Below are 26,205 nucleotides of genomic sequence, written 5' to 3'. Positions count from 1 at the left end.
CGAAGGGGGTGCGGACCCGGCCACCGGCCGGGTCCGCACCCCCTTCGCACGCCCGGGCCTACTGGGCGCCGGGACGCACCAGCCCGCTCTCGTACGCGTAGACGGCGGCCTGCACCCGGTCGCGCAGGCCCAGCTTCGTCAGCACATGACCCACATGCGTCTTGACCGTCGTCTCGCTCACGAACAGGTCGGCCGCGATCTCCGCGTTGGACAGCCCGCGCGCCACCAGCTTCAGCACCTCGACCTCACGCTCGGTGAGGGTGTGCAGGGCGTCCGGAACGGGGTCCTCGCCCGACGGCAGATGGTCGGCGTACTTGTCGAGCAGCCGGCGCGTGATGCTCGGCGCCAGCATCGCCTCGCCCGCGGCCACCACCCGGATGGCCTGCACCAGCTCATGGGCCGGCGCGTCCTTCAGCAGGAAGCCGCTGGCACCGGCGCGCAGCGCCTCCACCACGTACTCGTCGAGATCGAACGTCGTCAGCACCAGGACCTTCGCCGGGCCGTCCCGCCCGGGACCCGTGATCTGACGGGTCGCCTCGACCCCGTCCATCCGCGGCATCCGGATGTCCATCAGCACGACATCGGGCTGGAGCGCCCGCACCTGCTCGATGGCCTGCAAGCCGTCACCGGCCTCACCGACCACCGCCAGGTCGCCCTCCGCCTCCAGGATCATCCGGAAACCGGTGCGCAGCAGTGGTTGATCATCGACGAGCAGGACGCGGATGGCCACGTAATCTCCTTAAGGGCCTTCGAGGGCCACGGGCTGACCGGCCTCGGACCGGGCCGGCTCCATTCTGCCCTGCACAGCCTCCACCGATTCGGGCGGGCGCACGGACAGCGGATAGACCGGGGGAGTCCCACCGAATTCCGGGCAGACCGCCCGGTGGTCGCACCAGCCGCAGAGCTTCGTCGGCCTCGGCCGCCACTCACCCGTCTCGGTGGCCAGCCGGATCGCCTCCCAGAGCGCCAGCAGCTTGCGCTCCACCCGCTCCAGATCGGCCGGAACCGGGTCGTACGTCAGGACGTCACCACTGCCCAGGTAGACCAGCTGGAGCCGGCGGGGCACCACGTTCTTCAGGCGCCACACCACCAGGGCGTAGAACTTCATCTGGAAGAGCGCGCCCTCCGCGTACTCCGGCCGCGGCGCCTTGCCCGTCTTGTAGTCCACGATGCGCACGTCACCCGTCGGGGCCACATCGACGCGGTCGATCACGCCGCGCAACCTCAGCCCCGACTCCAGCTCCGTCTCGACGAACAGCTCCCGCTCGGCCGGCTCCAGGCGCGTCGGGTCCTCCAGCGAGAACCACCGCTCCACGAGCCGCTCCGCCTCGCCCAGCCACCCCGCGAGCCGCTCCCCGCCGGGGTCCCCCTCGAAGAGCTCCGTCAGCTCCGGCTTCGACTCCAGCAGCCGGTCCCACTGCCCCGGGATCAGCGCCTTGGCCCTCGGCGCCGTACGGTCCACCGCCGGGGCGTCGAACAGGCGCTCAAGCACCGCATGCACCAGCGTGCCCCGGGTAGCAGCCTCACTGGGCTTCTCGGGGAGCTTGTCGATGACCCGGAAGCGGTACAGCAGGGGGCACTGCATGAAATCGTTCGCGCGCGACGGCGACAGGGACGAGGGTGGCTGAGGCGGGCGCGGTACGGACGTCATGTCGCAGACCCTACGGCCCGCCACCGACATCCAGCGGCATACCATCGACGACAGAGCTCGCAACCAGCATGATCGTGGCAGAAGCCACCGACCGGAGGGACCCCGTGGACGAGAGCGGCGACAGCGGGCGCCCGCAGCCCGGAGCAGGGGGCACCGGCCCCGGCACCGGACCGGACAAGGGAAAACCGCGACGCCCGGCGGAGCCCGGCGGCGGCCTCCTCATGGGGCGCCCCTTCGGCGTACCCGTGTACGTGGCGCCCAGCTGGTTCGTCGTCGCCGCCCTGATCACCTGGGTCTTCGGAGGACAGCTCGACCGCGTCCTGCCCGACCTCGGCGGCCTCCGCTACCTGGTCGCCCTCTTCTTCGCGATCGCCTTCTACGCCTCCGTGCTCGTCCACGAGCTCGCCCACACCATCGCCGCCCTGCGCTACAAGCTGCCGGTGCGCCGCATCCAGCTCCAGTTCTTCGGCGGGGTGTCCGAGATCGAGAAGGAGTCCGAGACCCCCGGCCGCGAGTTCGTCCTCGCCTTCGTGGGACCGCTGCTCTCCCTCGTCCTCGGCGGCCTCTTCTACATCCCGCTCCAGTTCGTCGAGGCGGGCACCGTCCCGGGCGTGCTCCTCGCCGGACTGATGATCTCCAACCTCATCGTCGCCGCCTTCAACCTGCTGCCCGGCCTGCCCCTGGACGGAGGGCGCATGCTCCGCGCCGTCGTCTGGAAGATCACCGGCAAGCCGATGAGCGGCACCGTCGCCGCCGCGTGGGTCGGCCGGGGCCTGGCGGTCACCGTGCTCATCGGTCTGCCGCTCCTCACCCACACCGGCGCACTCGGCAACGACACCAGCGCGATCAGCGGTGTGGAGACCGTCACCGACGCACTGCTCGCCGCGATCCTCTGCGCCATCATCTGGACCGGCGCCGGCAACAGCCTGCGCATGGCCCGCCTGCGCGAACACCTCCCCGACCTGCGGGCCCGCACCCTCACCCGGCGGGCCGTGCCCGTGGAGTCCGCCACCCCCCTCTCCGAGGCGCTCCGCCGGGCCAACGAAGCGGGCGCCCGCGCCCTGGTCGTCGTCGACGGACAGGGCAGCCCCAAGGGCGTCGTCCGGGAGGCGGCCATCGTCGGCGTCCCCGAACACCGCCGGCCCTGGGTCGCCGTCAGCGGCCTCGCCCAGGACATCACCGACGGGATGAAGGTCCCCGCCGAACTCGCCGGCGAAGCCCTGCTGGACCGGCTGAAGGCCACCCCGGCCACCGAGTACCTGGTGGTCGAGGAGACCGGCGAGATCTACGGCGTCCTCTCCACCGCCGACGTCGAGCGCGCCTTCGTCAAGGCCATGGCCCGCCCCTCCGCCTGACGCCCCGGAAAGCGGCCCCCGAAATACCGGTAGGCTGGCCACATGTCCGAACCGACCGGTGCCGCCCGCCGTCGCGGCCCATTCAAAGTCGGGGACCAGGTCCAGCTCACCGACCCCAAGGGACGCCACCACACCTTCACGCTCGAAGCCGGAAAGAACTTCCACACCCACAAGGGTTCTTTCCCGCACGACGAGCTGATCGGTGCTCCCGAGGGCAGTGTTGTCCGTACCACGGGAAACGTCGCCTACCTCGCGCTGCGCCCCCTGCTCCCCGACTACGTCCTGTCCATGCCCCGCGGTGCCGCCGTGGTCTACCCGAAGGACGCGGGCCAGATCCTCGCCTTCGGCGACATCTTCCCCGGCGCCCGCGTCGTCGAAGCCGGCGTCGGCTCGGGTGCGCTCAGCACCTTCCTGCTGCGCGCCATCGGCGAGCAGGGCATGCTGCACTCCTACGAGCGCCGCGAGGACTTCGCCGAGATCGCCCAGCAGAACGTCGAGCGCTACTTCGGCTCGCCGCACCCCGCCTGGACGCTGACCGTCGGAGACCTCCAGGACAACCTCTCGGACACCGACGTCGACCGCGTGGTCCTCGACATGCTCGCCCCCTGGGAGTGCCTGGAGGCCGTGTCCAAGGCCCTGGTGCCCGGCGGCATCCTCTGCGCCTACGTCGCGACCACGACCCAGCTCTCGCGGACCGTCGAATCCATCCGCGAGATCGGCTGCTTCGCGGAACCGCAGCCCTGGGAGTCGATGATCCGCAACTGGCACGTCGAGGGCCTGGCCGTCCGCCCCGACCACCGGATGATCGGCCACACCGGCTTCCTCGTCACCGCCCGCCGCCTCGCGGACGGCGTCGAGCCGCCGCTGCGCCGCCGCCGCCCCTCCAAGGGCGCCTACGGCGAGGACTACGACGGACCCGGCGGCCGGAGCGGCTCCGCCACCCGCGACTGACCCGATACGACGCACAGGCGCCGCCGCCGAGTTCCCGGACCGACCCGGGAGCCCGGCGGCGGCGCCTTTTCACAGGCCGTGACGACCCCGCCGTTCCCCTCCGGTGTGAGGTGTGGCACGATGCTGGCCACCCCCACCCGCCGACCACACCTCGGCACCGCCTACCCAGGCCCCCCAGGAACCACAGGAGACATACCGCGTGCAGACCTCCGCGCTCCCGGACCTCGCGCACACCGACGCCAAGCCGGTGCACTGGCTCGCCACGGCGACCGCGATGGCCGCGGTCGTCGCCCTCGCCGGCCTGCTCCAGCCCGACGCGGCCACCGCGACGGCCTCCGCGTCCGAGCACGGCGTCACCACGCAGCACGGGAGCGCCGCCGCGAAGGCGCCCGACGCGAACGGCGTCGCCTTCCCCCTCGACTGCGGCCCCGCGGGACACACCGTCGCCGACAGCGCCCCGGGAGACCTCGACGGCGACGGCGGCCCCGAGACGGTGGCCGTCGTGCACTGCGCCGCCGGATCGGGCACCCCGCCCAGCGGCATCTACGTCGTGACACAGCCGAGCGGGGCCGCACCCCGGGTCGTGGCGACCCTGGTGGACCCCGCTCAGAAACTCAACGTCACCGACTTCACCGTCCGTGACGGCCGGGTGTCGGCGACCCTGCTCGGCTACTCCTCGACCGACGTACCGCGCTGCTGCCCGGACGAGCTGGAGAACGCCTCCTGGCAGTGGAAGGGCAACGCGTTCATCAAGTCCACCGGCGCCGGCAGCACCGCACGGGGCGTCTGAGCCGTACGCCGCGCCGCCGTCCCCGCGGTCACTCCGCGTCGGGTCCGTAGACTTCCACGTTGTCCGAGACGCGTCGTACATGAATACAGTCGCCCGGGCATTCCTTGGCCGAGTCCACGACGTCCTGGAGGAGCGGCAGCGGCACCGGTGTGGTGGCGCCCTTGTCCTGGAGGAGCTCGTCCTCGTCGCTCTTGACGTACGCCAGACCGTCGATGTCCAGCTCGAACACCTCCGGTGCGTACTGCACGCAGATGCCGTCGCCCGTACAGAGATCCTGGTCGATCCAGACCTCGAGATCCTGCGTGTCGCCGTCGCCCGGAGCGTCCTGCTGCACGGTCATGTGTCCTGCCGTTCCCTGCGTATCTGCACCAATTGAAGCCAGCCCTGACGGGTGTTGAACGCTTCGACGATACAACCGGCTGCTTTCCGGTGCCGAAGGGTGGGTATTCCCTTGGCGTGAGGGAGAGCGCAAGGGTGAAGATCGGACAGACTCCCGGGTCTTTGTGATCTAGGGGTTTCAATCATCACCCACCCAGGTAGGGTCAGGAAGCGTCCAGCTCCCCTTGGAGGAGGTGAGGACCGTGGCAGCCCACGACGACGACATCAACCGCGGCATCCGGCCCGGGCGGGGGTCAGAAGACCCAGCCGGCCAGGTCGCCTATCTCGAGCAGGAAATCGCCGTCCTGCGACGTAAGCTCGCCGACTCTCCGCGTCATACGAGGATTCTCGAAGAGCGGATCGTCGAGTTGCAGACCAACCTGGCGGGCGTGTCCGCGCAGAACGAGCGGCTCGCCAACACGCTCCGGGAGGCCCGCGACCAGATCGTGGCCCTCAAGGAGGAGGTCGACCGGCTCGCGCAGCCGCCGGCCGGTTTCGGTGTCTTCCTGCAGGCGAACGAGGACGACACCTGCGACATCTTCACCGGGGGCCGCAAGCTCCGGGTGAACGTCAGCCCCAGCGTCGAGCTCGAAGGCCTCCGTCGAGGCCAGGAAGTGATGCTCAACGAGGCGCTCAACGTGGTCGAGGCCATGGAATTCGAGCGGGCCGGGGACATCGTCACCCTCAAGGAGATCCTCGAGGACGGCGAGCGCGCCCTGGTCATCGGGCACACCGACGAGGAACGGGTGGTGAGGCTCGCCGAGCCCCTCCTGGACATCACCATCCGCCCCGGCGACGCCCTCCTGCTCGAACCCAGGTCCGGCTACGTCTACGAAGTGGTCCCCAAGAGCGAGGTCGAGGAACTCGTCCTCGAAGAGGTCCCGGACATCGACTACGAGAAGATCGGCGGCCTGGGCGACCAGATCGAACTGATCCGCGACGCGGTCGAGCTCCCGTACCTCCACCCGGACCTCTTCAAGGAGCACGAACTCCGTCCGCCGAAGGGCATCCTGCTCTACGGCCCGCCCGGCTGCGGCAAGACGCTCATCGCCAAGGCCGTGGCCAACTCACTGGCCAAGAAGGTCGCCGAGGTCACCGGTCAGCCCGCGGGGAAGAGCTACTTCCTCAATATCAAGGGCCCCGAGCTCCTCAACAAGTACGTCGGTGAGACCGAGCGGCACATCCGCCTCGTCTTCCAGCGTGCCCGGGAGAAGGCGAGCGAGGGCACCCCCGTCATCGTCTTCTTCGACGAGATGGAATCCCTCTTCCGCACCCGTGGTTCCGGTGTCAGCTCGGACGTGGAGAACACCATCGTCCCCCAGCTGCTCGCCGAGATCGACGGTGTGGAGGGCCTGGAGAACGTCATCGTCATCGGTGCCTCCAACCGTGAGGACATGATCGACCCCGCGATCCTGCGGCCCGGCCGTCTCGATGTGAAGATCAAGATCGAGCGTCCGGACGCGGAGGCCGCGAAGGACATCTTCGCGAAGTACCTCACGCCCTCGCTGCCGCTGCACTCGGACGACCTGTCCGAGCACACCGGCTCGAAGGAGGCGGCCGCCCACGCGATGATCCAGTCCGTCGTGGAGCGGATGTACACGGAATCCGAGGAGAACCGCTTCCTCGAGGTCACCTACGCGAACGGCGACAAGGAAGTCCTGTACTTCAAGGACTTCAACTCCGGAGCGATGATTCAGAACATCGTGGACCGGGCAAAGAAAATGGCCATCAAGGCATTCCTCGAGCAGGGCCAGAAGGGCCTGCGCGTCTCCCATCTCCTCCAGGCATGCGTGGACGAGTTCAAGGAGAACGAGGACCTGCCCAACACCACCAACCCGGACGACTGGGCCAGGATTTCCGGAAAGAAGGGCGAGCGGATCGTGTTCATCCGCACACTCGTCACCGGAAAGCAGGGCGCAGACACCGGTCGCTCCATCGACACGGTGGCAAATACCGGACAGTACCTGTAAAACGCAGACCGGCTGCGGATGCCCGGCAGGGTATCCGCAGCCGGGCCGTTTTCCCGGCAGCTCCGGCCACACCCGAACAATGACGCAATTGATCTCCCCACCGGCGCAGAGGCGCTCTAGGCTCTGCCGTACCGCCGAGTCGCGCAGTGCGGGGACGGGCACCGCGGACCAGCAGCGGTACTTGAGCGCCGCTCCCGGAGGGGAGCGACGCCGGGCAAGGAGGGCCGCATGACCGTACGGCGAGTGATGGGCATCGAGACGGAGTACGGGATCTCCGTTCCCGGTCAACCCAACGCCAATGCCATGCTCACCTCGTCCCAGATCGTCAACGCCTACGCGGCGGCGATGCACCGGGCGCGGCGCGCCCGCTGGGACTTCGAGGAGGAGAACCCGCTGCGCGACGCGCGAGGCTTCGACCTCGCCCGTGAGACCGCTGACTCCAGCCAGCTCACCGACGAGGACATCGGCCTGGCCAATGTCATCCTCACCAACGGCGCGCGGCTGTACGTCGACCACGCGCACCCCGAGTACAGCTCACCCGAGATCACCAATCCGCTGGACGCGGTGCTCTGGGACAAGGCCGGCGAGCGGGTGATGGCCGAAGCGGCCGAACGGGCCGCCGCGATCCCCGGGGCCCAGCCGATCCACCTGTACAAGAACAACACCGACAACAAGGGCGCGTCCTACGGCACGCACGAGAACTACCTGATGAAGCGGGAGACCCCCTTCTCGGACATCGTGCGCCATCTGACCCCGTTCTTCGTCTCCCGCCAGGTCGTCACCGGCGCCGGCCGCGTCGGCATCGGCCAGGACGGCCACGAGCACGGATTCCAGATCAGTCAGCGTGCCGACTACTTCGAGGTCGAGGTCGGCCTGGAGACCACCCTCAAGCGCCCCATCATCAACACCCGCGACGAACCGCACTCCGACGCCGAGAAGTACCGCAGGCTGCACGTGATCATCGGCGACGCGAACCTCTCCGAGATCTCGACCTATCTGAAGCTCGGCACCACCTCCCTGGTCCTGGCCATGATCGAGGACGGCTTCATCAACGTCGACCTGGCGGTCGACCAGCCGGTCCGCACACTGCACCAGGTCTCGCACGACCCCACACTCAAGCAGCTGGTCACCCTCCGTAGCGGCCGGACACTCACCGCTGTGCAGCTCCAGATGGAGTACTTCGAGCTGGGCCGCAAGTACGTCGAGGAGCGGTACGGGGCGGACGCGGACGAGCAGACCAAGGATGTCCTGGCCCGCTGGGAGGACACCCTGAACCGCCTGGAGAACGATCCGATGAGCCTGTCGGGCGAGCTGGACTGGATCGCCAAGCGGGAGCTCATGGAGGGCTACCGGCGCCGTGACGGCCTGGACTGGGACGCCCCGCGCCTGCACCTGGTGGACCTCCAGTACGCCGACGTACGGGCCGACAAGGGCCTGTACAACCGGCTGGCGGCCCGCGGGAAGATCAAGCGCCTGCTCGACGAGAGCGACGTCGAGCGGGCCCGTACGAAGCCGCCCGAGGACACCAGGGCCTATTTCCGGGGCCGCTGCCTGGAGCAGTACGCGGACGACGTCGCCGCGGCCTCCTGGGACTCGGTCATCTTCGATCTGCCCGACCGTGACTCGCTGCAACGGGTCCCCACGATGGAACCGCTGCGGGGTACACGCGCCCACGTCAAGGAGCTCCTGGACCGCTGCCGCACCGCGGATGAGCTGGTCCGGACGCTGACGGGGGGCTGAAAGGCGTCCCGGCTGGGAATCAATCAGATGACCTCCGGACGTTGAGGAAAGTACCGGGCCAATGTCGGACCCCGTAGGTAGGGTCTGATCAAGTGCTTCGAACCGAGCGGGGTGAGCTAGATGGCGACCAAGGACACCGGCGGCGGACAGCAGAAGGCGACACGTTCCACCGAGGAGACCGAGGAGCAGACTCAGGACGCGCAGGCGTCCGAGGACCTCAAGGAGCGGCAGGAAAAGCTGGGCGAGGACGTCGACGACGTCCTGGACGAGATCGACGACGTACTCGAGTCCAATGCCGAGGACTTCGTTCGATCGTTCGTTCAAAAGGGTGGCGAGTAGCACCCGGAGAACCAATCCGGACAGTCCGCCTACGCGCTCGTGCCACGACCGGCGCCTTCCGTGGGATGCCCTCACCCGTACAGGGCATCCCACGGAAGCGCATCTGCACCCGGGATCATGTTGATCACCGTCACGGGGCGGGTAGTGTCCGTGGCGTACTGCTTCAACTGCAATTCGGCCATCGGCAAGTTGGGGGATGATCCTGACTCCTTGCGCAGGGCCATCGCATACCTGGAGGGAAACGCGTGGAAGCCAACACTCGTAGCACCGGGCGTCTACCAGCTGCCTTCCTGACGCCGGGTTCGTCCTCGTTCATGGACTTCCTGTCCGACCACTCACCCGAGATCCTTCCCGGCAACCGCAGCCTGCCGCCGTTGCAGGGCGCCGTCGAGGCGCCGCACGGCACCACGATCGTCGCGGCCTCGTTCCCCGGTGGAGTGGTCCTCGCCGGTGACCGGCGGGCGACCATGGGGAACATGATCGCGCAGCGCGACATCGAGAAGGTGTTCCCGGCCGACGAGTACTCCGCGGTGGGGATCGCCGGCACGGCGGGTCTCGCCGTGGAGATGGTGAAGCTGTTCCAGCTGGAGCTGGAGCACTTCGAGAAGGTCGAGGGTGCCACGCTCTCGCTGGAGGGCAAGGCCAACCGGCTCTCCACCATGATCCGCAGCAATCTGGCGATGGCCATGCAGGGCCTGGCGGTCGTCCCGCTGTTCGCCGGGTACGACGTCGACCGCGAGAAGGGCCGGATCTTCTCGTACGACGTGACCGGCGGGCGCTCGGAGGAGCGCGGCTACGCGGCCACCGGCTCCGGCTCCGTCTTCGCACGCGGGTCGATGAAGAAGCTGTACCGCGACGACCTGACGGAGGAGCAGACACTCACCCTGGTCGTGCAGGCGCTGTACGACGCGGCCGACGACGACTCGGCGACCGGTGGCCCGGACGTGGCCCGCCGGATCTATCCGATCGTCACCGTCATCACCGACGAGGGCTTCCGCAGGCTGGACGACGCGGATTCCTCGGAGATCGCGCGCGCGATCCTGGAGCGCCGGCTCGAGCAGCCCGACGGCCCCCGCGCCGCGCTGCTCTGACCGGCCCGATGCTTCTCCGATGCACTCGTCACTGACAGAAAGGGACGGATAGCCGGTGTCGACGCCGTTCTATGTCTCACCTCAGCAGGCCATGGCCGACCGGGCGGAATACGCCCGGAAGGGCATCGCCCGTGGTCGCAGCCTGGTTGTGCTGCAGTACGCCGACGGCATTGTGTTCGTCGGCGAGAACCCGTCCCGCGCGCTGCACAAGTTCAGCGAGATCTACGACCGGATCGGCTTCGCCGCCGCCGGCAAGTACAACGAGTACGAGAACCTCCGCATCGGCGGCGTCCGCTACGCCGATCTGCGGGGATACACCTACGACCGCGACGACGTGACGGCCCGTGGGCTGGCCAACGTCTACGCGCAGACGCTCGGCACCATCTTCTCCAGCGCGGCCGAGAAGCCGTACGAGGTGGAGCTGGTGGTCGCCGAGGTCGGCGCCGGGCCCGAGGGCGACCAGATCTACCGGCTGCCGCACGACGGCTCGATCGTGGACGAGCACGGCTCGGTCGCGGTCGGCGGGAACGCCGAGCAGATCAGCAGCTTCCTCGACCAGCGCCACCGCGACGGGATGTCGCTCGCCGAGGCGCTGAAGCTGGCCGTGCAGGCGCTCTCGCGTGAGGCCAACGGCAACGAGCGGGAGATCCCCGCCGAGCGGCTGGAGGTCGCGGTCCTGGACCGCACGAGGCCGCAGCAGCGCAAGTTCAAGCGGATCGTCGGCCGGCAGCTGACCAGGCTGCTGGACGCGGACGGCGCCGGGGCCACCCCGACGGACGCCCCGTCCGACACGGAGGAGCCCGAAGGCGGCAGCACCCCGGCCGCCGACACCCCGTCGAAGGACACCGGCACGCCCGCGAAGGGCACCGACGCCGAGGCGGGCGGCGCGGACGAGGACCCGAAGGAGTAGCCGGCTCCCGGAATCCCGGACGGAGCCCTCCGGCCACCGCACGCGCGGCGGCCGGAGGGCTCCGTCATGCGATGGGCGAGGGCTCCGTCATGCGGTGGGCGGGGGTGCGGTCGAGCCCCGGACCACCAGGTGGACGGGGAGGTCGTGGTGGACCGCGGGGCGGCCCTCCAGGACGGCCAGCAGCGAGCTCATGCCCCGCTCGCCCACCTGCTCGGCCGGCAGGCGCACGGTCGTCAGCTCCGGCTCCACCGCCGTGGCGAGCGCCAGGTCGTCGTACCCGGTCACCGAGATGTCGTCCGGCACCCGCAGCCCCCGTCTGCGCACCGCCTTGCAGGCGCCGGCGGCCAGGATGTCGTCGTCGCAGACGATGGCCGTGGGCAGGGGGCCGGGGGAGGCCAGAGCGGCCTCGGCGGCCTCGCGCCCGGCCCGTACGTCGAGGGGGGCGGTCACCGTACGCAGGGCGGCGCCCGGAACCTCCCGTACCGCTTCCTCCAGTGCCCGGGCGCGCACCGCGAAGGTCCAGGTGTCCACGGCCGAGGCCAGGTGCACGATCCGGCGGTGGCCGAGGCCCAGCAGATGGTCCGTCACCTGGCGCATGCCGTCCGCGATGGCGAGGTTCACGTGCGCCGCGGCGCCCTGGTCCCCGGGGTCGCTGTCCAGCATCACCAGCGGCAGGTCCGCACCGCGCAGCGCCCCCAGCGCGTCCGCCGCCATCGAGGAGGCGATCACCCCGTCCAGCGCCGCGCGTGCCGGGTCGAACGGGTCCCTGGCGGGGCCGGTGCCGTCGGGTGACGGGTAGAGGACCACCCCGAAGTCGTGCTCGGCGGCGACGGCCGCGGCGCCCGTGTACACCCGGGCGAAGAACTCGTTGGTGAGCGCGGGGACGACGAGGAGAGCGGTGCGGGTGCGGCCCAGGCGGAGGCTGCGGGCCGCGAGGTTCGGCCGGTAGCCCAAATCCCGGGCGAGGTCGCGGACCCGTTCGGCGGTCGCCGCCGACACCCGGCCGCGCCATTTGTCACCGAGCACGAGCGAGACCGTCGCCTGCGAGACGCCCGCGGCCCGCGCCACGTCACGGCTGGTGGGCCGGGGTGGGGCGGGCTGCCGCGTGCTGCTCACTCGTGCCTCCGTGCTCGGGTCCGTCGCCGGGTGCCGTGGGATCGCGGCGGGATGGACTCCCGGGCTGCCCACATGGTACGTATGGGCGTCGACGTTATACGTAAAACCCCGGGGTGCGGCACCGCCGGGGGAGAGGGGCGGACATGGCCGCGGGCTATCTGGACATCCTCCGGACGCGGCACGCCGCCCGGCTGCTGGCGGGCACCCTGGTGGGGCGGCTGCCGAACGGCACCGCCCACATCGCGATCGTCCTGTTCACCCGCGCGGAGGGCGGCAGCTACACCCTGGCCGGTGCCCTCGCGGCGGCGTACGGACTGGCGACGGCGGTGGGACAGCCGCTGCTCGGCCGCGCCGTGGACCTGTACGGCCAGCCGCGCGTCCAGCTCCCCGCGGCGGTGGTCTCCGCGCTCGGCATGGCGGTGTTCGCCCTGACCGGCCTCGGCCCGCTCCCGGCGGCGTACGCGGCGGTGATCGTGGCGGGGGTGTTCACGCCCCCGCTGGAGGGCGGTCTACGCGCCCTGTGGCCGTCGGTCCTGGGCCGGGAGGACCGGGTGCACCGCGCGTACGCCATGGACGCGGTGGCCCAGGAGGTCATGTTCACCGTGGGACCGCTCCTCGTGACCGTCCTGGTGTCCCTCTGGTCGCCGGCCGCCGCCCTCCTGGTCATCAACGCCATCGGCGTCCTGGGGGCCCTGTCCGTCGTCCTGTCCGAACCCTCCAGGCTGTGGCGCTCGGCGCCCCGCGAGGCGCACTGGCTCGGCGCCCTGCGCTCACCGGGGCTGCTCGCCCTGCTGGGCGCCTTCTTCTTCGTCGGGCTCGCGCTCGGCTCGATCACGGTGGCCGGGGTCGCGTACGCCGACGACCACGGCCAGGAGTCCGTGTACGGCTGGCTGATGGCCGCGCTCGGCCTCGGCGCGCTGATCGGCGGCGCGGCGTACGGGGCCCGGCAGTGGGCCGGGGCGCCCGAACGCCGGCTGCGGGTCATCGTGGCGCTGCTGGCGCTGGGTTATCTGCCGCTGATGCTGACGCCGGGGGTGCCCGCCATGACCGCGCTGGCGGCGGTCGCCGGTGTCTTCCTGGCCCCCGCCATCGCCTGCTCGTTCATCGTCGTCGACCGGCACGCGCCGCAGGGCACCGTGACCGAGGCGTTCTCCTGGCTCGTGACGACGTTCGGGGTGGGCGCGGCGGCCGGAACGGCGGTGGCGGGCCCGGCCGTCGAGCTCGGCGGGACGGCCTGGAGCTTCGCCGTCGCCGGGGCCGGCGGGGTCGCCGCCCTGCTCGTCCTGCTGTGCACCGGAAGGGTCCTCGCGGTCCCCGGGCACGGCGCTGTCGCCGCCCGAGGACCGGAGGGCGACCGGAGCGGTGCCGTCGAACCCGGCCTGAGCACGGGCCCCCAGGCCTGACCGGACGACCTCGCCGCGGGCCGACCGCGGCCTGACCGCCGCCTCCGGCGCATCCGGGTCCCCGGGGGCCGGGCGCCGCGACATCCCGTCCGCGGGGGCCGGTGGAGTGGTGGCGCCGCCCGTCCCGTCGGCCGCCGGAAAGGTCCTCGCAGCTCCCGGGCGTACGCCCGCAGTTGTGGCCGGTTCGGAAAATGATCGAAACGGTGCTGCCGAACCCGGTTTCAGCTCAGGCCGTAAGGCGTAATGTTCAGTCATGGACCGCCGCATTTTCGGGCTGGAGAACGAGTACGGCGTCACGTGCACGTTCAGGGGACAGCGCCGACTGTCACCTGACGAAGTGGCGCGCTACCTCTTCCGCCGTGTTGTGTCATGGGGCCGCAGCAGCAATGTCTTCCTGCGGAACGGCGCCCGCCTCTACCTCGACGTGGGATCGCATCCGGAATACGCGACACCCGAATGCGACAACGTGACCGAACTGGTCACGCACGACAAGGCGGGCGAGCGCATTCTCGAAGGACTGCTCGTCGACGCCGAGCGCCGCCTGCACGAGGAGGGAATCGCGGGCGACGTCTATCTCTTCAAGAACAACACCGACTCGGCTGGAAACTCCTACGGGTGCCACGAGAACTACCTCGTGGCCCGGCACGGAGAATTCTCCCGGCTCGCGGACATCCTCATTCCGTTCCTCGTCACCCGTCAGCTGATCTGCGGTGCGGGCAAGGTGCTGCAGACGCCGCGCGGAGCCGTCTACTGCGTGAGCCAGCGGGCCGAGCACATCTGGGAGGGCGTCAGCTCCGCGACGACGCGCTCCCGCCCGATCATCAACACCCGGGACGAACCGCACGCCGACGCGGAGCGGTACCGCCGCCTCCACGTCATCGTCGGTGACTCCAACATGTCCGAGACGACCATGCTGCTCAAGGTCGGCGCCACCGACCTCGTGCTGCGCATGATCGAGGCGGGCACCGTGATGCGCGACCTGACCCTGGAGAACCCGATCCGGGCCATCCGCGAGGTCAGCCACGACATCACGGGCCGGCGCAAGGTGCGCCTGGCCAGCGGCCGCGAGGCCTCGGCCATCGAGGTCCAGCGCGAGTACTACGAGAAGGCCGTCGACTTCGTCGAGCGCCGGGGCATCCGCACCGGCACCGTCGACCAGGTCCTCGAGCTGTGGGGCCGCACGCTGGACGCCATCGAGGCCGAGGACCTCGACCGGATCGACACCGAGATCGACTGGGTCATGAAGTACAAGCTCATCGAGCGGTACCGGGCCAAGAACAACATGACCATGTCGAATCCGAGGGTCGCCCAGATAGACCTCGCCTACCACGACATCCACCGCCGGCGCGGGCTCTACTACCTCCTGGAGCGCAAGGGCCAGGCCGCCCGCATCTGCAACGACCTGAAGATCTTCGAGGGCAAATCGGTGCCCCCGCAGACGACCAGGGCGCGGCTGCGCGGCGACTTCATCCGCAGGGCCCAGGAGCAGCGGCGGGACTTCACCGTCGACTGGGTCCACCTCAAGCTCAACGACCAGGCGCAGCGCACCGTGCTGTGCAAGGACCCCTTCCGTTCCGTCGACGACCGGGTGGAGAAGTTGATCGCGGGCATGTGACCCGGGACAGGAATGTCCCGCCCCGTATGCGACCGGGCCCCGTACGTTCCTCGTACGGGGCCCTTCCGTCCGCCTAGAGTGTCGGGGACCATTCACGTGCCGTCTGAGATCTGAGGAACCAGTGCGCCGACTTGCCGGCCTTCTCGTCGTCCCCCTACTGCTGCTGTCCACCGCGGCATGCGGCGACGACAAGGCCTCCGACTCCGTCTCCAAGAGCGGATTTCCCGCGATCACCGCGGGATCGAAGTTCGGGGAGAAGCCCACTCTGGCGAAGGGTGAGGGCGATCCACCCAAGGAGCTGAAGACCGACGTCATCAGTGAGGGTGACGGCGCGACGCTCAAGAACGGCGACGCGATCCAGGTCAACTACCTCGGACAGGCCTGGGACTCGACCAAGCCGTTCGACAACAGCTTCGACCGCAAGCAGCCCTTCGACCTGACGCTCGGCGCGGGCATGGTCATCCAGGGCTGGGACAAGGGGCTCGTCGGCAAGAAGGTCGGCAGCCGCGTCGAACTGGTCATTCCGCCGGACCTCGGGTACGGCGCGCAGGGCCAGGGCGACATCAAGCCCAACGCCACCCTCGTCTTCGTCGTCGACATCGTGAAGGCGACCAAGATCCCGGCCTCCGCCGAGGGGTCGGAGGTCGCCCAGGACAACATCGACCTGCCGAAGGTCGGTACGAAGACCGACGGCAAGGCGCCGACCGTCACGATCCCCAAGAGCGACCCGCCGAAGAAGCTGGTCTCCAACTACGTGCTGGAGTCCAAGGGTGACGTCGTCAAGGAGACCGACAGCGTCGTCGTGAACTACGTGGGTCTGCTCTGGAAGGGCAGCAAGGCCTTCGACAGCACCTACCAGACGGGCAAGACGCAGACGTTCCCGCTGGCCCAGGTCACCCTCAAGGGTCTGAAGAACGGTCTGGTCGGCAAGAAGGTCGGCAGCCGTGTGCTGCTCGTCATCCCGCCGGACCAGGGCTTCGGCGACGAGGCCCAGCAGTCCATCCCCGCGAAGTCCACTCTCGTGTTCGCCGTGGACATCCTGGCAAAGATGTAAGACTGTCCCGGTTGACCAGTTCATCAGTAAGAGGAGCAGTTCAGTGAGCATCGACAAGCCCGAGATCGACTTCCCGGGTGGCGAGCCGCCGGCCGACCTTGAGATCAAGGAGATCTGGGAGGGCGACGGACCGGTGGCCCAGGCGGGCCAGACCGTCTCCGTGCACTACGTCGGTGTGGCCTTCTCCACCGGCGAGGAGTTCGACGCCTCGTGGAACCGCGGCACCCCGCTGCAGTTCCAGCTCGGTGCCGGCCAGGTCATCGCGGGCTGGGACCAGGGCGTCCAGGGCATGAAGGTCGGCGGCCGTCGCCAGCTGACCATCCCCGCGCACCTCGCCTACGGCGACCGTGGCGCGGGCGGTGGCGCCATCGCCCCCGGCGAGACGCTGATCTTCGTCTGCGACCTCGTGGGCGTCTGATCCGTCCGTCTACAGCAGTCGGGGCCCGTGCCGCAAGGCACGGGCCCTCGCTTTGGTCCGGACACCCCGGGGCGGTACGGTCGACGGTCGGAGAGCACGTCGAGAAAGGGCGTCGATGGCGATTGCCAAGGCCGAACGGCTGATGAACCTGGCACTGTGTCTGCTGGGTACCCGGCGCCCGCTCAGCAAGCGTGAGCTCCGCGGGTCCATCGAGGCCTACCTGGAGGCGGGCTCCGACGAATCCTTCAACCGGATGTTCGAGCGCGACAAGGACGATCTCCGCGAACTCGGCCTGATCATCGAGACCGTGGAGAATCTGGACGGCGACACCGGATATCTGGCGCGCCGCGACAGCAACCGGCTGCCCCCCATCACCCTGGACGCCGAGGAGGCCGCGGCCCTCGGGCTCGCCGCCAAGGTCTGGCAGCAGGCCCGGCTCGCCGGTGCCGCCAGCGGCGCCCTGCAGAAGCTGCGGGCCGCCGGGATGCCGGAGGCCGAGGACGCCTACGAGGTGCACAGCGCCCTCGAACCCCGTATCCCGGTCCACGAGGCCGCCTTCGAGCCGCTGATGCTCGCCTGCCGGGACCGCCGCCCGGTCACCTTCGACTACCGCAAGGGCAACGCCGCCCGCCCCGAGCAGCGCCAGGTCGAGCCCTGGACGCTGGAGTGCTGGCGCGGCCACTGGTACCTGGCCGGCTGGGACCGCGACCGGGGGGCCGAGCGGGTCTTCCGGCTGTCCCGGATCTCGGGCCGGGTCCGCTCCCGGGCCGGTGCCTTCTCGGCCCCCGTCCCGGACGCCGTGACCGTCCGGGAGACCGTGGAGAGCTGGGCGGGGGAGACCGCCACCAGGACCGCCCGCATCAGGCTGCGCGCCGGCTCGGGCTACCCGCTGCGCGCCCGCGCGATATCCGTACGGGAACAGGGCGACGGCTGGGACGAGTTGGAGATCCCGTACGGGCACGGGCTGGACGCCTGGCTCGTGGAGTTCGGGCCCGATGTGATCGTGAGCGAACCCGCCGATCTGCGGGCCGATGTGATGGACCGGCTGCGCGCCGTGGCCAAGGACTGAGGGGGACCCGTACTCGTGGCCACGAACGCGATCGACCAGACCCGGCGGATGCTCTCCCTCGTCACGTATCTGCGTGAGCGCCCCGGCGCGCACGTCCAGGACGTCGCCCGGGCCTTCGGGATCACCGAGGACGAGCTGATCTCCGACCTCGACGTGCTGCCCATGTGCGGGACCAGCTTCCGCGGCGGCGATCTGCTCGACATCGACACCGACGGCGACCGGATCTGGTGGCACAACCCGGACGACGTCGCGGAACCGCTGCGGCTGGCCGCCGACGAGGCGACCGCGCTGCTCGTCGCGGCCCGTGCCGTCGCCACGCTCCCGGGTCTGCGGGAGGGCGACCGGCAGGCGCTGGTGCGGGCGACCGCCAAGCTGGAGACCGCGGCCGGTGAGGTGGGCGCCGCCAGTTCACGGCTCTCCGTGACCTTCGAGTCCGAGGGCGGTGTCTTCGCCGACGTCGACCGGGCGATCTCCGAGCGGCGCCGCCTCTGGCTGCGCTACTACTCGCCCGCGCGCGACGAGCTGACCGAGCGCGAGGTGGACCCGATCCGGCTGTTCGCCGTCGGCCACACCTATATGGAGGGCTGGTGCCGGCTCACCGAGGCGCGGCGTACGTTCCGGCTCGACCGGGTCGCGGAGATCCGTATCCTCGACGCCCCGTCCGCCCCGCCGGAGCTGGAGCTGCGTGATCTCTCGGAGGGGCTGGTCCAGCCCGCGGCCGAGGACCCGGAGGTCGTGATCGAGGTCGGCCCCGGCGGCCGCTGGGTCGCCGAGTACTACCCGCACGACAGCGCGGAGGAACTGCCCGACGGCGGTCTGCGGATCACGCTCCGCACCCCCGACCCGGCCTCCCTGCGCAGGCTCGCCCTGCGGCTGGGCGGCGAGGGACGCATCACCTCGCCCCCCGACCTGGCCGAGAGCGCCCGGCAGGCGGCGCGTGACGCACTGGCCGCCTACGACGGCGCGCTCTGAGCGGCGGCCCCCGGTGCACCGAGGAGACGAAGGCCGTATGACCGTGATATCGAGCACGCAGACCGGGCCGGTTCCGGTCCCGGTGCCCGACGCCGTACGCTTCCGGGCCGCCTGTCCGGACTGCCGTGAGCGGTTCGAGCTCATGGCGGGCGCGCTGCGGCTGGCCATAGGCGCCAGCCGCCGTACGACCTTCTACTCCTTCACGTGTCCCGCCTGCGGGTCCGCGGTCCGCAAGCCGGCCGGGGAGCGCATCGTCGAGCTCCTCAGCGGCGGCGGGGTGCGGACACTGCGCCTGCACACCGCCCTGCGGTGACGAGAGACATCGAGGACCCGTCCATGTTCTGGCCCATGCTCGCCATCGCCCTGGGATTCGCCGGCCTCGCCGTGCTCGGCGTGCTGGCCGTCAAGGTCTTCGTCGAGGCCCAGCGGCTCGCCGGACAGGTGGCCGCGACCACGCGGCGGATCAACCGAGCGGCCGAGGACCTCGAACGAGCGGCCACCACCCTCTCCGACACCGGAGAGGCCCTGCGACAGCCGGGCGCGGCCTCCTGATTCACCGGTTCGGGGGGTACGCTTCTGGAGCGGCCCAGGCAGGGAGGTGTGGGCCGCAAGCGGGAGTACGCACAGGCATTGCCTCACGTTTACCCCTGCGGGTTACGATCGCTGCCAGCGCGAAGGTCGGACATCTGTCCGGTCGAACGGGTAGCGAGCCCACCCCCCGGACGCCTCAGTGAGAAGGAAGTCGCACATGATCGGCAATCTGAAGCCCCTCGAGATCGTTCTGATCATCGTTGTCATCCTGCTGCTCTTCGGTGCCAAGAAGCTTCCCGACATGGCGCGTTCGCTCGGCAAGTCGGCCCGCATCCTCAAGAGCGAGGCCAAGGCCATGAAGAAGGACGACGCGGATCCCGCCGCGCCCACCACGGAGACCGTGGCCGACACCACCCCGCCGGCGGCGACCGCCCGCACCATCCAGGCCGCTCCGGGAGACGTCACCAGCTCCCGCCCGGTCAACGAGGCCAAGCCCACCACCCAGAGCTGACGGCTGATCCGCACCACCGGACGCTGTTGCACGAGACGAGGGAAGTGGGTTGCTCAAGTCTGCCCGCAAGCAGGAGAAGGACGACGAGGGGCGGATGCCCCTCCTCGATCACCTGCGTGAGCTGCGCAACCGCCTGCTGAAGTCGGTCCTGGCGATCGTCGTCGCCGTGATCGCGGCGGCGTTCTTCCAGAAGGAAATCTTCGAGTTCCTGATGAAGCCGATCCTGGACTCGGTCGGCTGCAAGAACGGCGCCGTGACCATGATCAACGGTCGGCCCTGCGCGGAGATGACCACCAACGGTCTGCTGTCGCCGTTCACCATCGCGCTGAAGGTGTCCCTGATGGCCGGCGTGCTGGTGGCCACCCCGGTGTGGCTGTACCAGCTGTGGGGATTCGTCGCCCCCGGCCTGCACAAGCAGGAGAAGCGCTACTCGATCGCGTTCGTCGCGGCCGGGGTGCCGCTCTTCGTCGCCGGCGCCTACCTGGCGTACGCCATCCTGCCGCAGACCGCGCAGATCATGCTGGGCTTCACCCCCGACAACGTGAAGAACCTGCTGCCGCTGGACGACTTCCTGGACCTGATCACCCGCATGGTGATCGTCTTCGGGCTCGCCTTCGAGCTGCCGCTCCTGCTCATCCTGCTCAACCTGACCGGCGTCCTGACCGGCGCCCGCATGCTGCGCTGGTGGCGCGGGATGATCGTCGGGCTGACCGCCTTCGCGGCCATCGCGACCCCGGGCGGCGAGCCCATCTCGATGCTGCTGCTGGCGGGTCCGCTCGCCGTGCTGTACTTCGTGGCCGTCGGGTTCTCGCTGCTCAACGACAAGCGCAAGCGCCGCGCCGACCCGGATGCCGAGCTCGACGACGACGAGGCCTCCAGCCTGGACCTCACGCCCGAGACGGTGGGCGCCGTGGACCCGGTGTCCTCCCGGCCCGCGCTGCCGGAGCAGGCGAACGGTGACGCGGACGGCGGCCGGTCGCACCGGCTCAACGGTTACGACGACATCACCTGACCTTGTAGGGTCCCGCGGGTGACCAGCGAGATCACCCTCTTCGTCAATCCCACCGCGGGGAGCGGCCAAGGCGCGCGTGCCGCGCAGCCGGCCGCTTCCGCTCTGCGGGACGCCGGCTTCTCCGTACGGACGGTTCTCGGCGAGGACGCCGACGACGCGCTGCGACGCGCCCGGGAGGCCGTGGCGTACGGGACCGGGGCGCTGATAGCCGTGGGCGGGGACGGCATGATGTCCCTCGCCCTGCAGGCCGTCGCCGGGACCTCGACGCCGCTCGGCGCCGTGGCCGTCGGCACCGGCAACGACTTCGCCCGCGCCCTCGGGCTGCCGATCCGCGATCCGGCCGCCGCCGGACGGCTGGCCGCCGAGGCGCTCAAGGCCGGTACGGCGCGCGCGATCGACCTGGGCCGGACGGAGGAGCGCTGGTTCGGCTCCGTCCTGGCGTCCGGCTTCGACTCGCGGGTCAACGACCGGGGGAACCGGATGCGCTGGGTCGGAGGCCGCTTCAAGTACGACCTGGCGATCCTGGCCGAGCTGGCCGCCTTCAGGCCCATCCCGTACCGGATCCGGCTGGACGGCGGCCTGGTCACCGAGATCGAGGCGACGCTGATCGCCGTGGGCAACGGGACCACGTACGGCGGCGGCATGCGGATCTGCGCCGACGCGCTCATGGACGACGGGCTCTTCGACGTGACCGTGGTCGGCGACTGCAGCCGGGCCACCCTGCTCAAGGTCTTCCCGAAGGTCTACAAGGGCACCCACCTCGGGCACCCCAAGGTCACCGTGCACCGGGTGTCCTCGATAGAGCTGGCCGCGGCCGGTGTCACGGCGTACGCGGACGGTGAACCGCTGGGCGCGCTGCCGCTCACCGCGACCTGTGTGCCCGGCGCGGTCCGGGTGCTTGCACCGTGAAATAAAGATCGGGCTGACTGTCATACGGGGCGGGTAGGCTCGTATCAAGATGACAGAGGACCTCTCACCAGCTGAGCGATATCAGGCTTCTCGGGTTCGTGCGGCCGAGCGGGCCACGGCCCTCGGGCCCTTCCGAGAGATGTACGAATTCGGACTGGACCCGTTCCAGATCGAGGCCTGCCAGGCACTGGAGGCCGGCAAGGGGGTGCTGGTCGCGGCCCCCACCGGGTCGGGCAAGACCATCGTCGGTGAATTCGCCGTACACCTGGCCCTGGAGCAGGGGCGCAAGTGCTTCTACACCACGCCCATCAAGGCCCTGTCCAACCAGAAGTTCACCGATCTCGTCCGGCGCTACGGCGCGGACAAGGTCGGTCTGCTGACCGGTGACAACAGCGTCAACGCGGACGCACCCGTGGTCGTCATGACGACCGAGGTCCTGCGCAACATGCTGTACGCGGGTTCCCAGGCGCTCACCGGCCTCGGCTACGTGGTCATGGACGAGGTGCACTACCTCTCCGACCGCTTCCGGGGTGCCGTGTGGGAGGAAGTGATCATCCACCTGCCGGAGTCCGTGACCCTGGTGTCGCTGTCGGCGACCGTGTCCAACGCCGAGGAGTTCGGCGACTGGCTGGACACCGTTCGTGGTGACACCCAGGTGATCGTCTCCGAGCACCGCCCGGTGCCGCTGTGGCAGCACGTCATGGCCGGGCGCCGGATGTACGACCTCTTCGAGGAGGAGACCGACCACGGCGGCCGGGGCACCGGCCGGCGCGAGGTCAACCCGGATCTCGTCCGGCTCGCCCGGATGGAGAACCAGCGCGGGTACAACCCGCGCGAGCGCCGGCGCGGGAAGATGGTGCGCGAGGCGGACCGGGAGCGCGAGCGGCGCCAGCGCAGCCGGATCTGGACCCCGGCCAGGCCCGAGGTCATCGACCGGCTGGACGCCGAGGGGCTGCTGCCCGCCATCACGTTCATCTTCAGCCGGGCCGGCTGCGAGGCGGCCGTCCAGCAGTGCCTGCAGGCAGGTCTGCGGCTCAACGACGAGGACAAGCGCCAGCTGGTGCGGGAGATCGTCGAGGAGCGGACGGCGTCCATTCCCCCCGAGGACCTCCATGTCCTCGGGTACTACGAGTGGCTCGAGGGCCTGGAGCGCGGCATCGCGGCGCACCACGCCGGGATGCTGCCGACCTTCAAGGAGGTCGTGGAGGAGCTGTTCGTCCGCGGCCTGGTCAAGGCCGTCTTCGCGACGGAGACGCTGGCGCTCGGCATCAACATGCCCGCGCGTTCCGTGGTGCTGGAGAAGCTCGTCAAGTGGAACGGCGAGCAGCACGCCGACATCACCCCCGGCGAGTACACCCAGCTGACCGGGCGGGCCGGGCGCCGTGGCATCGACGTCGAGGGCCACGCGGTCGTCCTGTGGCAGCGGGGGATGGACCCGGGCGCGCTCGCCGGGCTCGCCGGGACGCGTACGTATCCGCTGCGCTCCAGCTTCCGGCCCTCGTACAACATGGCCGTCAACCTCGTCCAGCAGTTCGGCCGGCACCGCTCGCGCGAGCTGCTGGAGACCTCCTTCGCGCAGTTCCAGGCGGACCGGTCGGTCGTCGGGATCTCCCGGCAGGTCCAGCGCAACGAGGAGGGCCTCGCGGGCTACAAGGAGGGCATGACCTGCCACCTCGGGGACTTCGAGGAGTACGCGCGGCTGCGCCGCGACCTCAAGGACCGCGAGACGGAGCTGGCCAAGCAGGGCGCGGCCCAGCGGCGTGCCGCCGCCGCCTCGTCCCTGGAGAAGCTGAAGCCCGGTGACGTCATCCACGTCCCCACCGGCAAGTTCGCCGGCCTCGCCCTGGTGCTGGATCCGGGGCTGCCCGCCGGGCGCACCAACGGCCATCGCGGTCTCGAGTACCACGACGGGCCGCGTCCTCTGGTGCTGACCGCCGAGCGGCAGGTCAAGCGGCTGGCGCATATCGACTTCCCGGTGCCGGTCGAGGCGCTGGAGCGGATGCGGGTGCCCAAGTCGTTCAACCCGCGCTCACCGCAGTCCCGCCGCGACCTGGCCTCCGCGCTGAGGAGCAAGGCGGGGCACATCGACCCGGGGCGCCACCGCAAGCAGCGGTCAGCCGCGGCCGACGACCGGGAGATCGCCCGGCTGCGCACGGAGCTGCGCGCGCACCCCTGCCACGGGTGCGACGAGCGTGAGGACCACGCGCGGTGGGCCGAGCGGTACCACCGGCTCCAGCGCGACACACGGCAGCTGGAGAACCGGATCGAGGGCCGGACGAACACCATCGCCCGCACCTTCGACCGGATCGTCGCGCTCCTGACCGAGATGGATTACCTGCGGGGCAACGAGGTCACCGACAACGGGCGGCGGCTCGCCCGGCTCTACGGGGAGCTCGACCTGCTGGCCAGCGAGTGTCTGCGGGACGGCGTCTGGGAGGGGCTCAACCCGGCCGAACTCGCCGCGTGCGTCTCGGCGCTGGTCTACGAGGCACGCCAGGCGGACGACGCGGTCGCGCCCAAGCTGCCCTCGGGGCCCGCGAAGACCGCGATGGGCGAGATGATCCGTATCTGGGGCCGTCTCGACGCCCTGGAGGAGGACTTCAAGATCAGCCAGACGGAAGGGGTCGGCCAGCGCGAGCCCGACCTCGGCTTCGCCTGGGCGGTCTACATGTGGGCCTCCGGGCGGACGCTGGACGAGGTCCTGCGCGAGGCGGAGATGCCGGCCGGCGACTTCGTACGGTGGTGCAAGCAGGTCATCGACGTGCTCGGCCAGATCGCGGCCGCCGCGCCCCGGGACGGGAGCTCGGTCGCGAAGAGCGCCCACAAGGCCGTCGACGCGGTGCTGCGGGGTGTGGTGGCGTACAGCTCGGTGGGGTGAGCGGTCCCTCGCTCCACGGGCGAGCCGCCGGTGAGCCACGGGCGAGGATGCCGGTGCGCCACGGGCGAGGATGTAAGGACGAGTGGCCACGGGCGGCTGTACGCGCCGGTGGCCACTCGTGTGCGTTCTCCCGTCAGGTCTTCTTCCTGTTCTTCATCGAAAGTCCCGCACAGGCTGCCCCCAGCACAACCGCCAGACCACCGACGATCACGTTGTTGAGGATGACGCCCATGTCAGGGCTCTGACCCACGACCCACGTCGACACGATGAGCCAGGCGCCCAGTGCGACGATGGCGATGCTCATCCCGGTCATCCGCTCCGGCATGGCGGTGAAGCAGAGTGCCAGCACGGCTATCGCGAGGCCGATGACGAGGTTGTGCGTCACCAGCGAGGGCTGGTTCGCGGTGAAGTGGAGCACCCAGGGCGAGACGGCGCAGTACAGACCGAGCAGGAACACCGGTGCGTCCGCACCGGCCGTGGTGCGGCGTGCGCCGCCGCCCATCACGCGGTCGTGGCGCGCTCGCATTTCTTCGGCGTCGGGGTGTCCGGAGATGTCCCTTCCGGTGTGACCGGAAACGTCCTGGGTTTTTCCGGACACATCCCTTCCGGTGTGCGAGATGTTACTCATGAGGATGTTCTCCTTCGCACTTGTCGGAGCGACCGCATTGGGGGGTGCGGTCATCAGCTCTCCACACCAGTGTGCTCTTACATGTCCCTTATGTGTAGTTTTTTCGCAGGTCAGATACTGCGATTCCGTCGAGGCCGCGCGGACGCGGTGCCGTCGCGGCGCGAGCCCCGCGGTCCACGCAGCTCCGGGGGGAGAGCGCGGACCACGGGGCTCGCGTGGTCAGGCCGCCGGCGGGCCGGCGGGCCGTCGGATCAGGAGGCCGGCATCAGGACGGTGTCCACGATGTAGACCGTCGCGTTGGCCGTCGGGACGTTGCCGCAGACGACCTTCGAGGAGTCGTTCACGGTGTAGGACATCTCCGAACCCGACGTCGTCAGCTTGGTCTTGGCCAGGGTGTCGAAGGAGCCCTTCTCCAGCTGCTTCGGGGTCAGCTTCTCGCCCACGACGTGCGCGGTGAGCACCTTGGTCAGCTCGGCCTTGTTCGCGAGCAGCTTGTCCAGGTCGGCCTTCGGGATCTTGGCGAAGGCGTCGTTGGTCGGGGCGAACACCGTGATGTTCTCGGCGCTGTTGAGGGTGTCGACGAGACCGGCCTGCTTGACGGCCGACACCAGCGTGGACAGCGCCGGGTTGTTCGACGCGGCCGTGGCGACCGGGTCCTGGGCCATGCCCGCGAACGAGCCCGCGCCCTCCTTCGGGACCGTCGCACAGCCCGGGCCGAACGGCTCGTCCATGGGCTGGGTCTCCTTGGACGGCGTGCTCGACGCGGACTTGTCCGCACCCGAGCCGGAGCCGGACGCGGAGCTGTCGGAGTCGCTGGAGCAGGCGGTCAGGGCGAGCGGCAGCATGGCCGCGGCGGAGACGGTGACGGCGATACGGCGGAAGTGACGGCTGTTCATGAGGTTCTCCTGAGTGGT

General features: G+C 70.0%; 26 protein-coding genes and 1 pseudogene. 21 read left to right on the top strand and 6 right to left on the bottom strand.

Annotated elements, in window-relative coordinates:
• Positions 1 to 58 precede the first annotated feature (58 nt).
• Together ACZ607_RS28245 and ACZ607_RS28240 are read right to left on the bottom strand one after the other, a co-directional pair.
• Entirely contained in the window at positions 59 to 730 is a 672-nt protein-coding gene (locus tag ACZ607_RS28245; RefSeq protein ID WP_469739042.1) for a response regulator, read from the bottom strand.
• Positions 731 to 739: 9 nt separating this feature from the next.
• A complete protein-coding gene (locus ACZ607_RS28240; protein ID WP_382986656.1) occupies positions 740 to 1,585 on the bottom strand; it encodes a RecB family exonuclease in 846 nt (281 codons plus the stop codon).
• A 170-nt stretch (positions 1,586 to 1,755) separates the two neighbouring features.
• Here ACZ607_RS28240 and ACZ607_RS28235 point away from each other — a divergent pair, with 170 nt between their 5' ends.
• The 3 genes from ACZ607_RS28235 (at position 1,756) to ACZ607_RS28225 (ending at position 4,747) form a co-directional block, all read left to right on the top strand.
• Complete coding sequence (locus ACZ607_RS28235) at positions 1,756 to 3,006, top strand: site-2 protease family protein (protein ID WP_469739380.1); 1,251 nt, start codon at positions 1,756 to 1,758, stop codon at positions 3,004 to 3,006.
• Between the two features lie 42 nt (positions 3,007 to 3,048).
• Positions 3,049 to 3,957: a tRNA (adenine-N1)-methyltransferase gene (locus tag ACZ607_RS28230; RefSeq protein ID WP_469739040.1), complete on the top strand. Its 909-nt coding sequence runs from the start codon at positions 3,049 to 3,051 to the stop codon at positions 3,955 to 3,957.
• A 199-nt stretch (positions 3,958 to 4,156) separates the two neighbouring features.
• On the top strand, positions 4,157 to 4,747 hold the full coding sequence (locus ACZ607_RS28225) for a hypothetical protein (RefSeq protein ID WP_469739038.1): 591 nt from the start codon (positions 4,157 to 4,159) through the stop codon (positions 4,745 to 4,747).
• Positions 4,748 to 4,775: 28 nt separating this feature from the next.
• Here ACZ607_RS28225 and ACZ607_RS28220 read toward each other — a convergent pair whose 3' ends face one another.
• Positions 4,776 to 5,087 (bottom strand): ferredoxin, encoded by a 312-nt coding sequence (locus ACZ607_RS28220; RefSeq protein ID WP_469739036.1) that lies wholly within the window; start codon positions 5,085 to 5,087, stop codon positions 4,776 to 4,778.
• 241 nt (positions 5,088 to 5,328) lie between these two features.
• On the opposite strand from ACZ607_RS28220, the gene arc reads away from it, so the two are divergent.
• From arc to prcA, 6 genes and pseudogenes are all read left to right on the top strand, one after another.
• Positions 5,329 to 7,095 (top strand): proteasome ATPase, encoded by a 1,767-nt coding sequence (gene arc, locus ACZ607_RS28215; protein WP_469739034.1) that lies wholly within the window; start codon positions 5,329 to 5,331, stop codon positions 7,093 to 7,095.
• Between the two features lie 228 nt (positions 7,096 to 7,323).
• Positions 7,324 to 8,835 carry a depupylase/deamidase Dop gene (gene dop, locus ACZ607_RS28210; RefSeq protein ID WP_360369458.1) on the top strand — a complete coding sequence of 504 codons (1,512 nt, stop codon included), beginning with the start codon at positions 7,324 to 7,326 and terminating at the stop codon, positions 8,833 to 8,835.
• 120 nt (positions 8,836 to 8,955) lie between these two features.
• Positions 8,956 to 9,174, top strand: coding sequence for a ubiquitin-like protein Pup (locus tag ACZ607_RS28205; protein ID WP_124279613.1), 219 nt, complete (start codon positions 8,956 to 8,958; stop codon positions 9,172 to 9,174).
• Between the two features lie 116 nt (positions 9,175 to 9,290).
• A pseudogene (locus ACZ607_RS28200) lies at positions 9,291 to 9,468 on the top strand (endonuclease domain-containing protein); the annotation flags it as partial.
• A complete protein-coding gene (gene prcB, locus ACZ607_RS28195; RefSeq protein ID WP_469739031.1) occupies positions 9,420 to 10,265 on the top strand; it encodes a proteasome subunit beta in 846 nt (281 codons plus the stop codon). The pseudogene ACZ607_RS28200 and the gene prcB, both read left to right, overlap by 49 nt.
• Before the next feature lie 55 nt (positions 10,266 to 10,320).
• On the top strand, positions 10,321 to 11,175 hold the full coding sequence (prcA, locus tag ACZ607_RS28190; protein WP_469739029.1) for a proteasome subunit alpha: 855 nt from the start codon (positions 10,321 to 10,323) through the stop codon (positions 11,173 to 11,175).
• A gap of 87 nt (positions 11,176 to 11,262) precedes the next feature.
• Here prcA and ACZ607_RS28185 read toward each other — a convergent pair whose 3' ends face one another.
• Entirely contained in the window at positions 11,263 to 12,291 is a 1,029-nt protein-coding gene (locus tag ACZ607_RS28185) for a LacI family DNA-binding transcriptional regulator (protein ID WP_469739027.1), read from the bottom strand.
• Between the two features lie 143 nt (positions 12,292 to 12,434).
• Between ACZ607_RS28185 and ACZ607_RS28180 the strand changes: the two genes are divergently transcribed.
• From ACZ607_RS28180 to ACZ607_RS28125, 12 genes are all read left to right on the top strand, one after another.
• Complete coding sequence (locus ACZ607_RS28180) at positions 12,435 to 13,694, top strand: MFS transporter (protein WP_469739025.1); 1,260 nt, start codon at positions 12,435 to 12,437, stop codon at positions 13,692 to 13,694.
• Positions 13,695 to 13,947: 253 nt separating this feature from the next.
• Complete coding sequence (gene pafA, locus ACZ607_RS28175; protein ID WP_469739023.1) at positions 13,948 to 15,309, top strand: Pup--protein ligase; 1,362 nt, start codon at positions 13,948 to 13,950, stop codon at positions 15,307 to 15,309.
• Between the two features lie 121 nt (positions 15,310 to 15,430).
• Positions 15,431 to 16,363, top strand: coding sequence for an FKBP-type peptidyl-prolyl cis-trans isomerase (locus ACZ607_RS28170; protein WP_469739021.1), 933 nt, complete (start codon positions 15,431 to 15,433; stop codon positions 16,361 to 16,363).
• A 43-nt stretch (positions 16,364 to 16,406) separates the two neighbouring features.
• Positions 16,407 to 16,781 carry an FKBP-type peptidyl-prolyl cis-trans isomerase gene (locus tag ACZ607_RS28165; protein ID WP_124279619.1) on the top strand — a complete coding sequence of 125 codons (375 nt, stop codon included), beginning with the start codon at positions 16,407 to 16,409 and terminating at the stop codon, positions 16,779 to 16,781.
• A 115-nt stretch (positions 16,782 to 16,896) separates the two neighbouring features.
• On the top strand, positions 16,897 to 17,850 hold the full coding sequence (locus ACZ607_RS28160; RefSeq protein WP_469739019.1) for a helix-turn-helix transcriptional regulator: 954 nt from the start codon (positions 16,897 to 16,899) through the stop codon (positions 17,848 to 17,850).
• A gap of 15 nt (positions 17,851 to 17,865) precedes the next feature.
• A complete protein-coding gene (locus tag ACZ607_RS28155) occupies positions 17,866 to 18,822 on the top strand; it encodes a helix-turn-helix transcriptional regulator (RefSeq protein WP_469739017.1) in 957 nt (318 codons plus the stop codon).
• Positions 18,823 to 18,859: 37 nt separating this feature from the next.
• The gene (locus ACZ607_RS28150; RefSeq protein ID WP_469739015.1) at positions 18,860 to 19,135 is read left to right on the top strand and encodes a hypothetical protein; all 276 of its coding nucleotides are present in this window, start codon (positions 18,860 to 18,862) and stop codon (positions 19,133 to 19,135) included.
• A 23-nt stretch (positions 19,136 to 19,158) separates the two neighbouring features.
• A complete protein-coding gene (locus tag ACZ607_RS28145; RefSeq protein WP_469739013.1) occupies positions 19,159 to 19,374 on the top strand; it encodes a hypothetical protein in 216 nt (71 codons plus the stop codon).
• Between the two features lie 196 nt (positions 19,375 to 19,570).
• Positions 19,571 to 19,864, top strand: a complete 294-nt coding sequence (gene tatA / locus ACZ607_RS28140; protein ID WP_099178047.1) for a Sec-independent protein translocase subunit TatA — start codon at positions 19,571 to 19,573, stop codon at positions 19,862 to 19,864.
• 49 nt (positions 19,865 to 19,913) lie between these two features.
• Entirely contained in the window at positions 19,914 to 20,876 is a 963-nt protein-coding gene (gene tatC / locus ACZ607_RS28135) for a twin-arginine translocase subunit TatC (RefSeq protein WP_469739011.1), read from the top strand.
• Positions 20,877 to 20,894: 18 nt separating this feature from the next.
• Positions 20,895 to 21,785 carry a diacylglycerol kinase gene (locus ACZ607_RS28130; protein WP_469739009.1) on the top strand — a complete coding sequence of 297 codons (891 nt, stop codon included), beginning with the start codon at positions 20,895 to 20,897 and terminating at the stop codon, positions 21,783 to 21,785.
• A 49-nt stretch (positions 21,786 to 21,834) separates the two neighbouring features.
• Positions 21,835 to 24,663 (top strand): DEAD/DEAH box helicase, encoded by a 2,829-nt coding sequence (locus ACZ607_RS28125; protein WP_469739007.1) that lies wholly within the window; start codon positions 21,835 to 21,837, stop codon positions 24,661 to 24,663.
• Between the two features lie 133 nt (positions 24,664 to 24,796).
• Here the strand turns inward: ACZ607_RS28125 and ACZ607_RS28120 are convergent, their stop codons facing one another.
• Positions 24,797 to 25,291 carry an SPW repeat protein gene (locus tag ACZ607_RS28120; RefSeq protein ID WP_469739378.1) on the bottom strand — a complete coding sequence of 165 codons (495 nt, stop codon included), beginning with the start codon at positions 25,289 to 25,291 and terminating at the stop codon, positions 24,797 to 24,799.
• A gap of 251 nt (positions 25,292 to 25,542) precedes the next feature.
• A complete protein-coding gene (locus tag ACZ607_RS28115; protein WP_469739005.1) occupies positions 25,543 to 26,187 on the bottom strand; it encodes a fasciclin domain-containing protein in 645 nt (214 codons plus the stop codon).
• Positions 26,188 to 26,205: the final 18 nt, after the last annotated feature.

It is taken from the genome of Streptomyces sp. NPDC104381, assembly GCF_055583745.1.
Note: the sequence above shows the minus strand (reverse complement) of the source record. Positions and strands in the feature narration are given on the sequence as shown.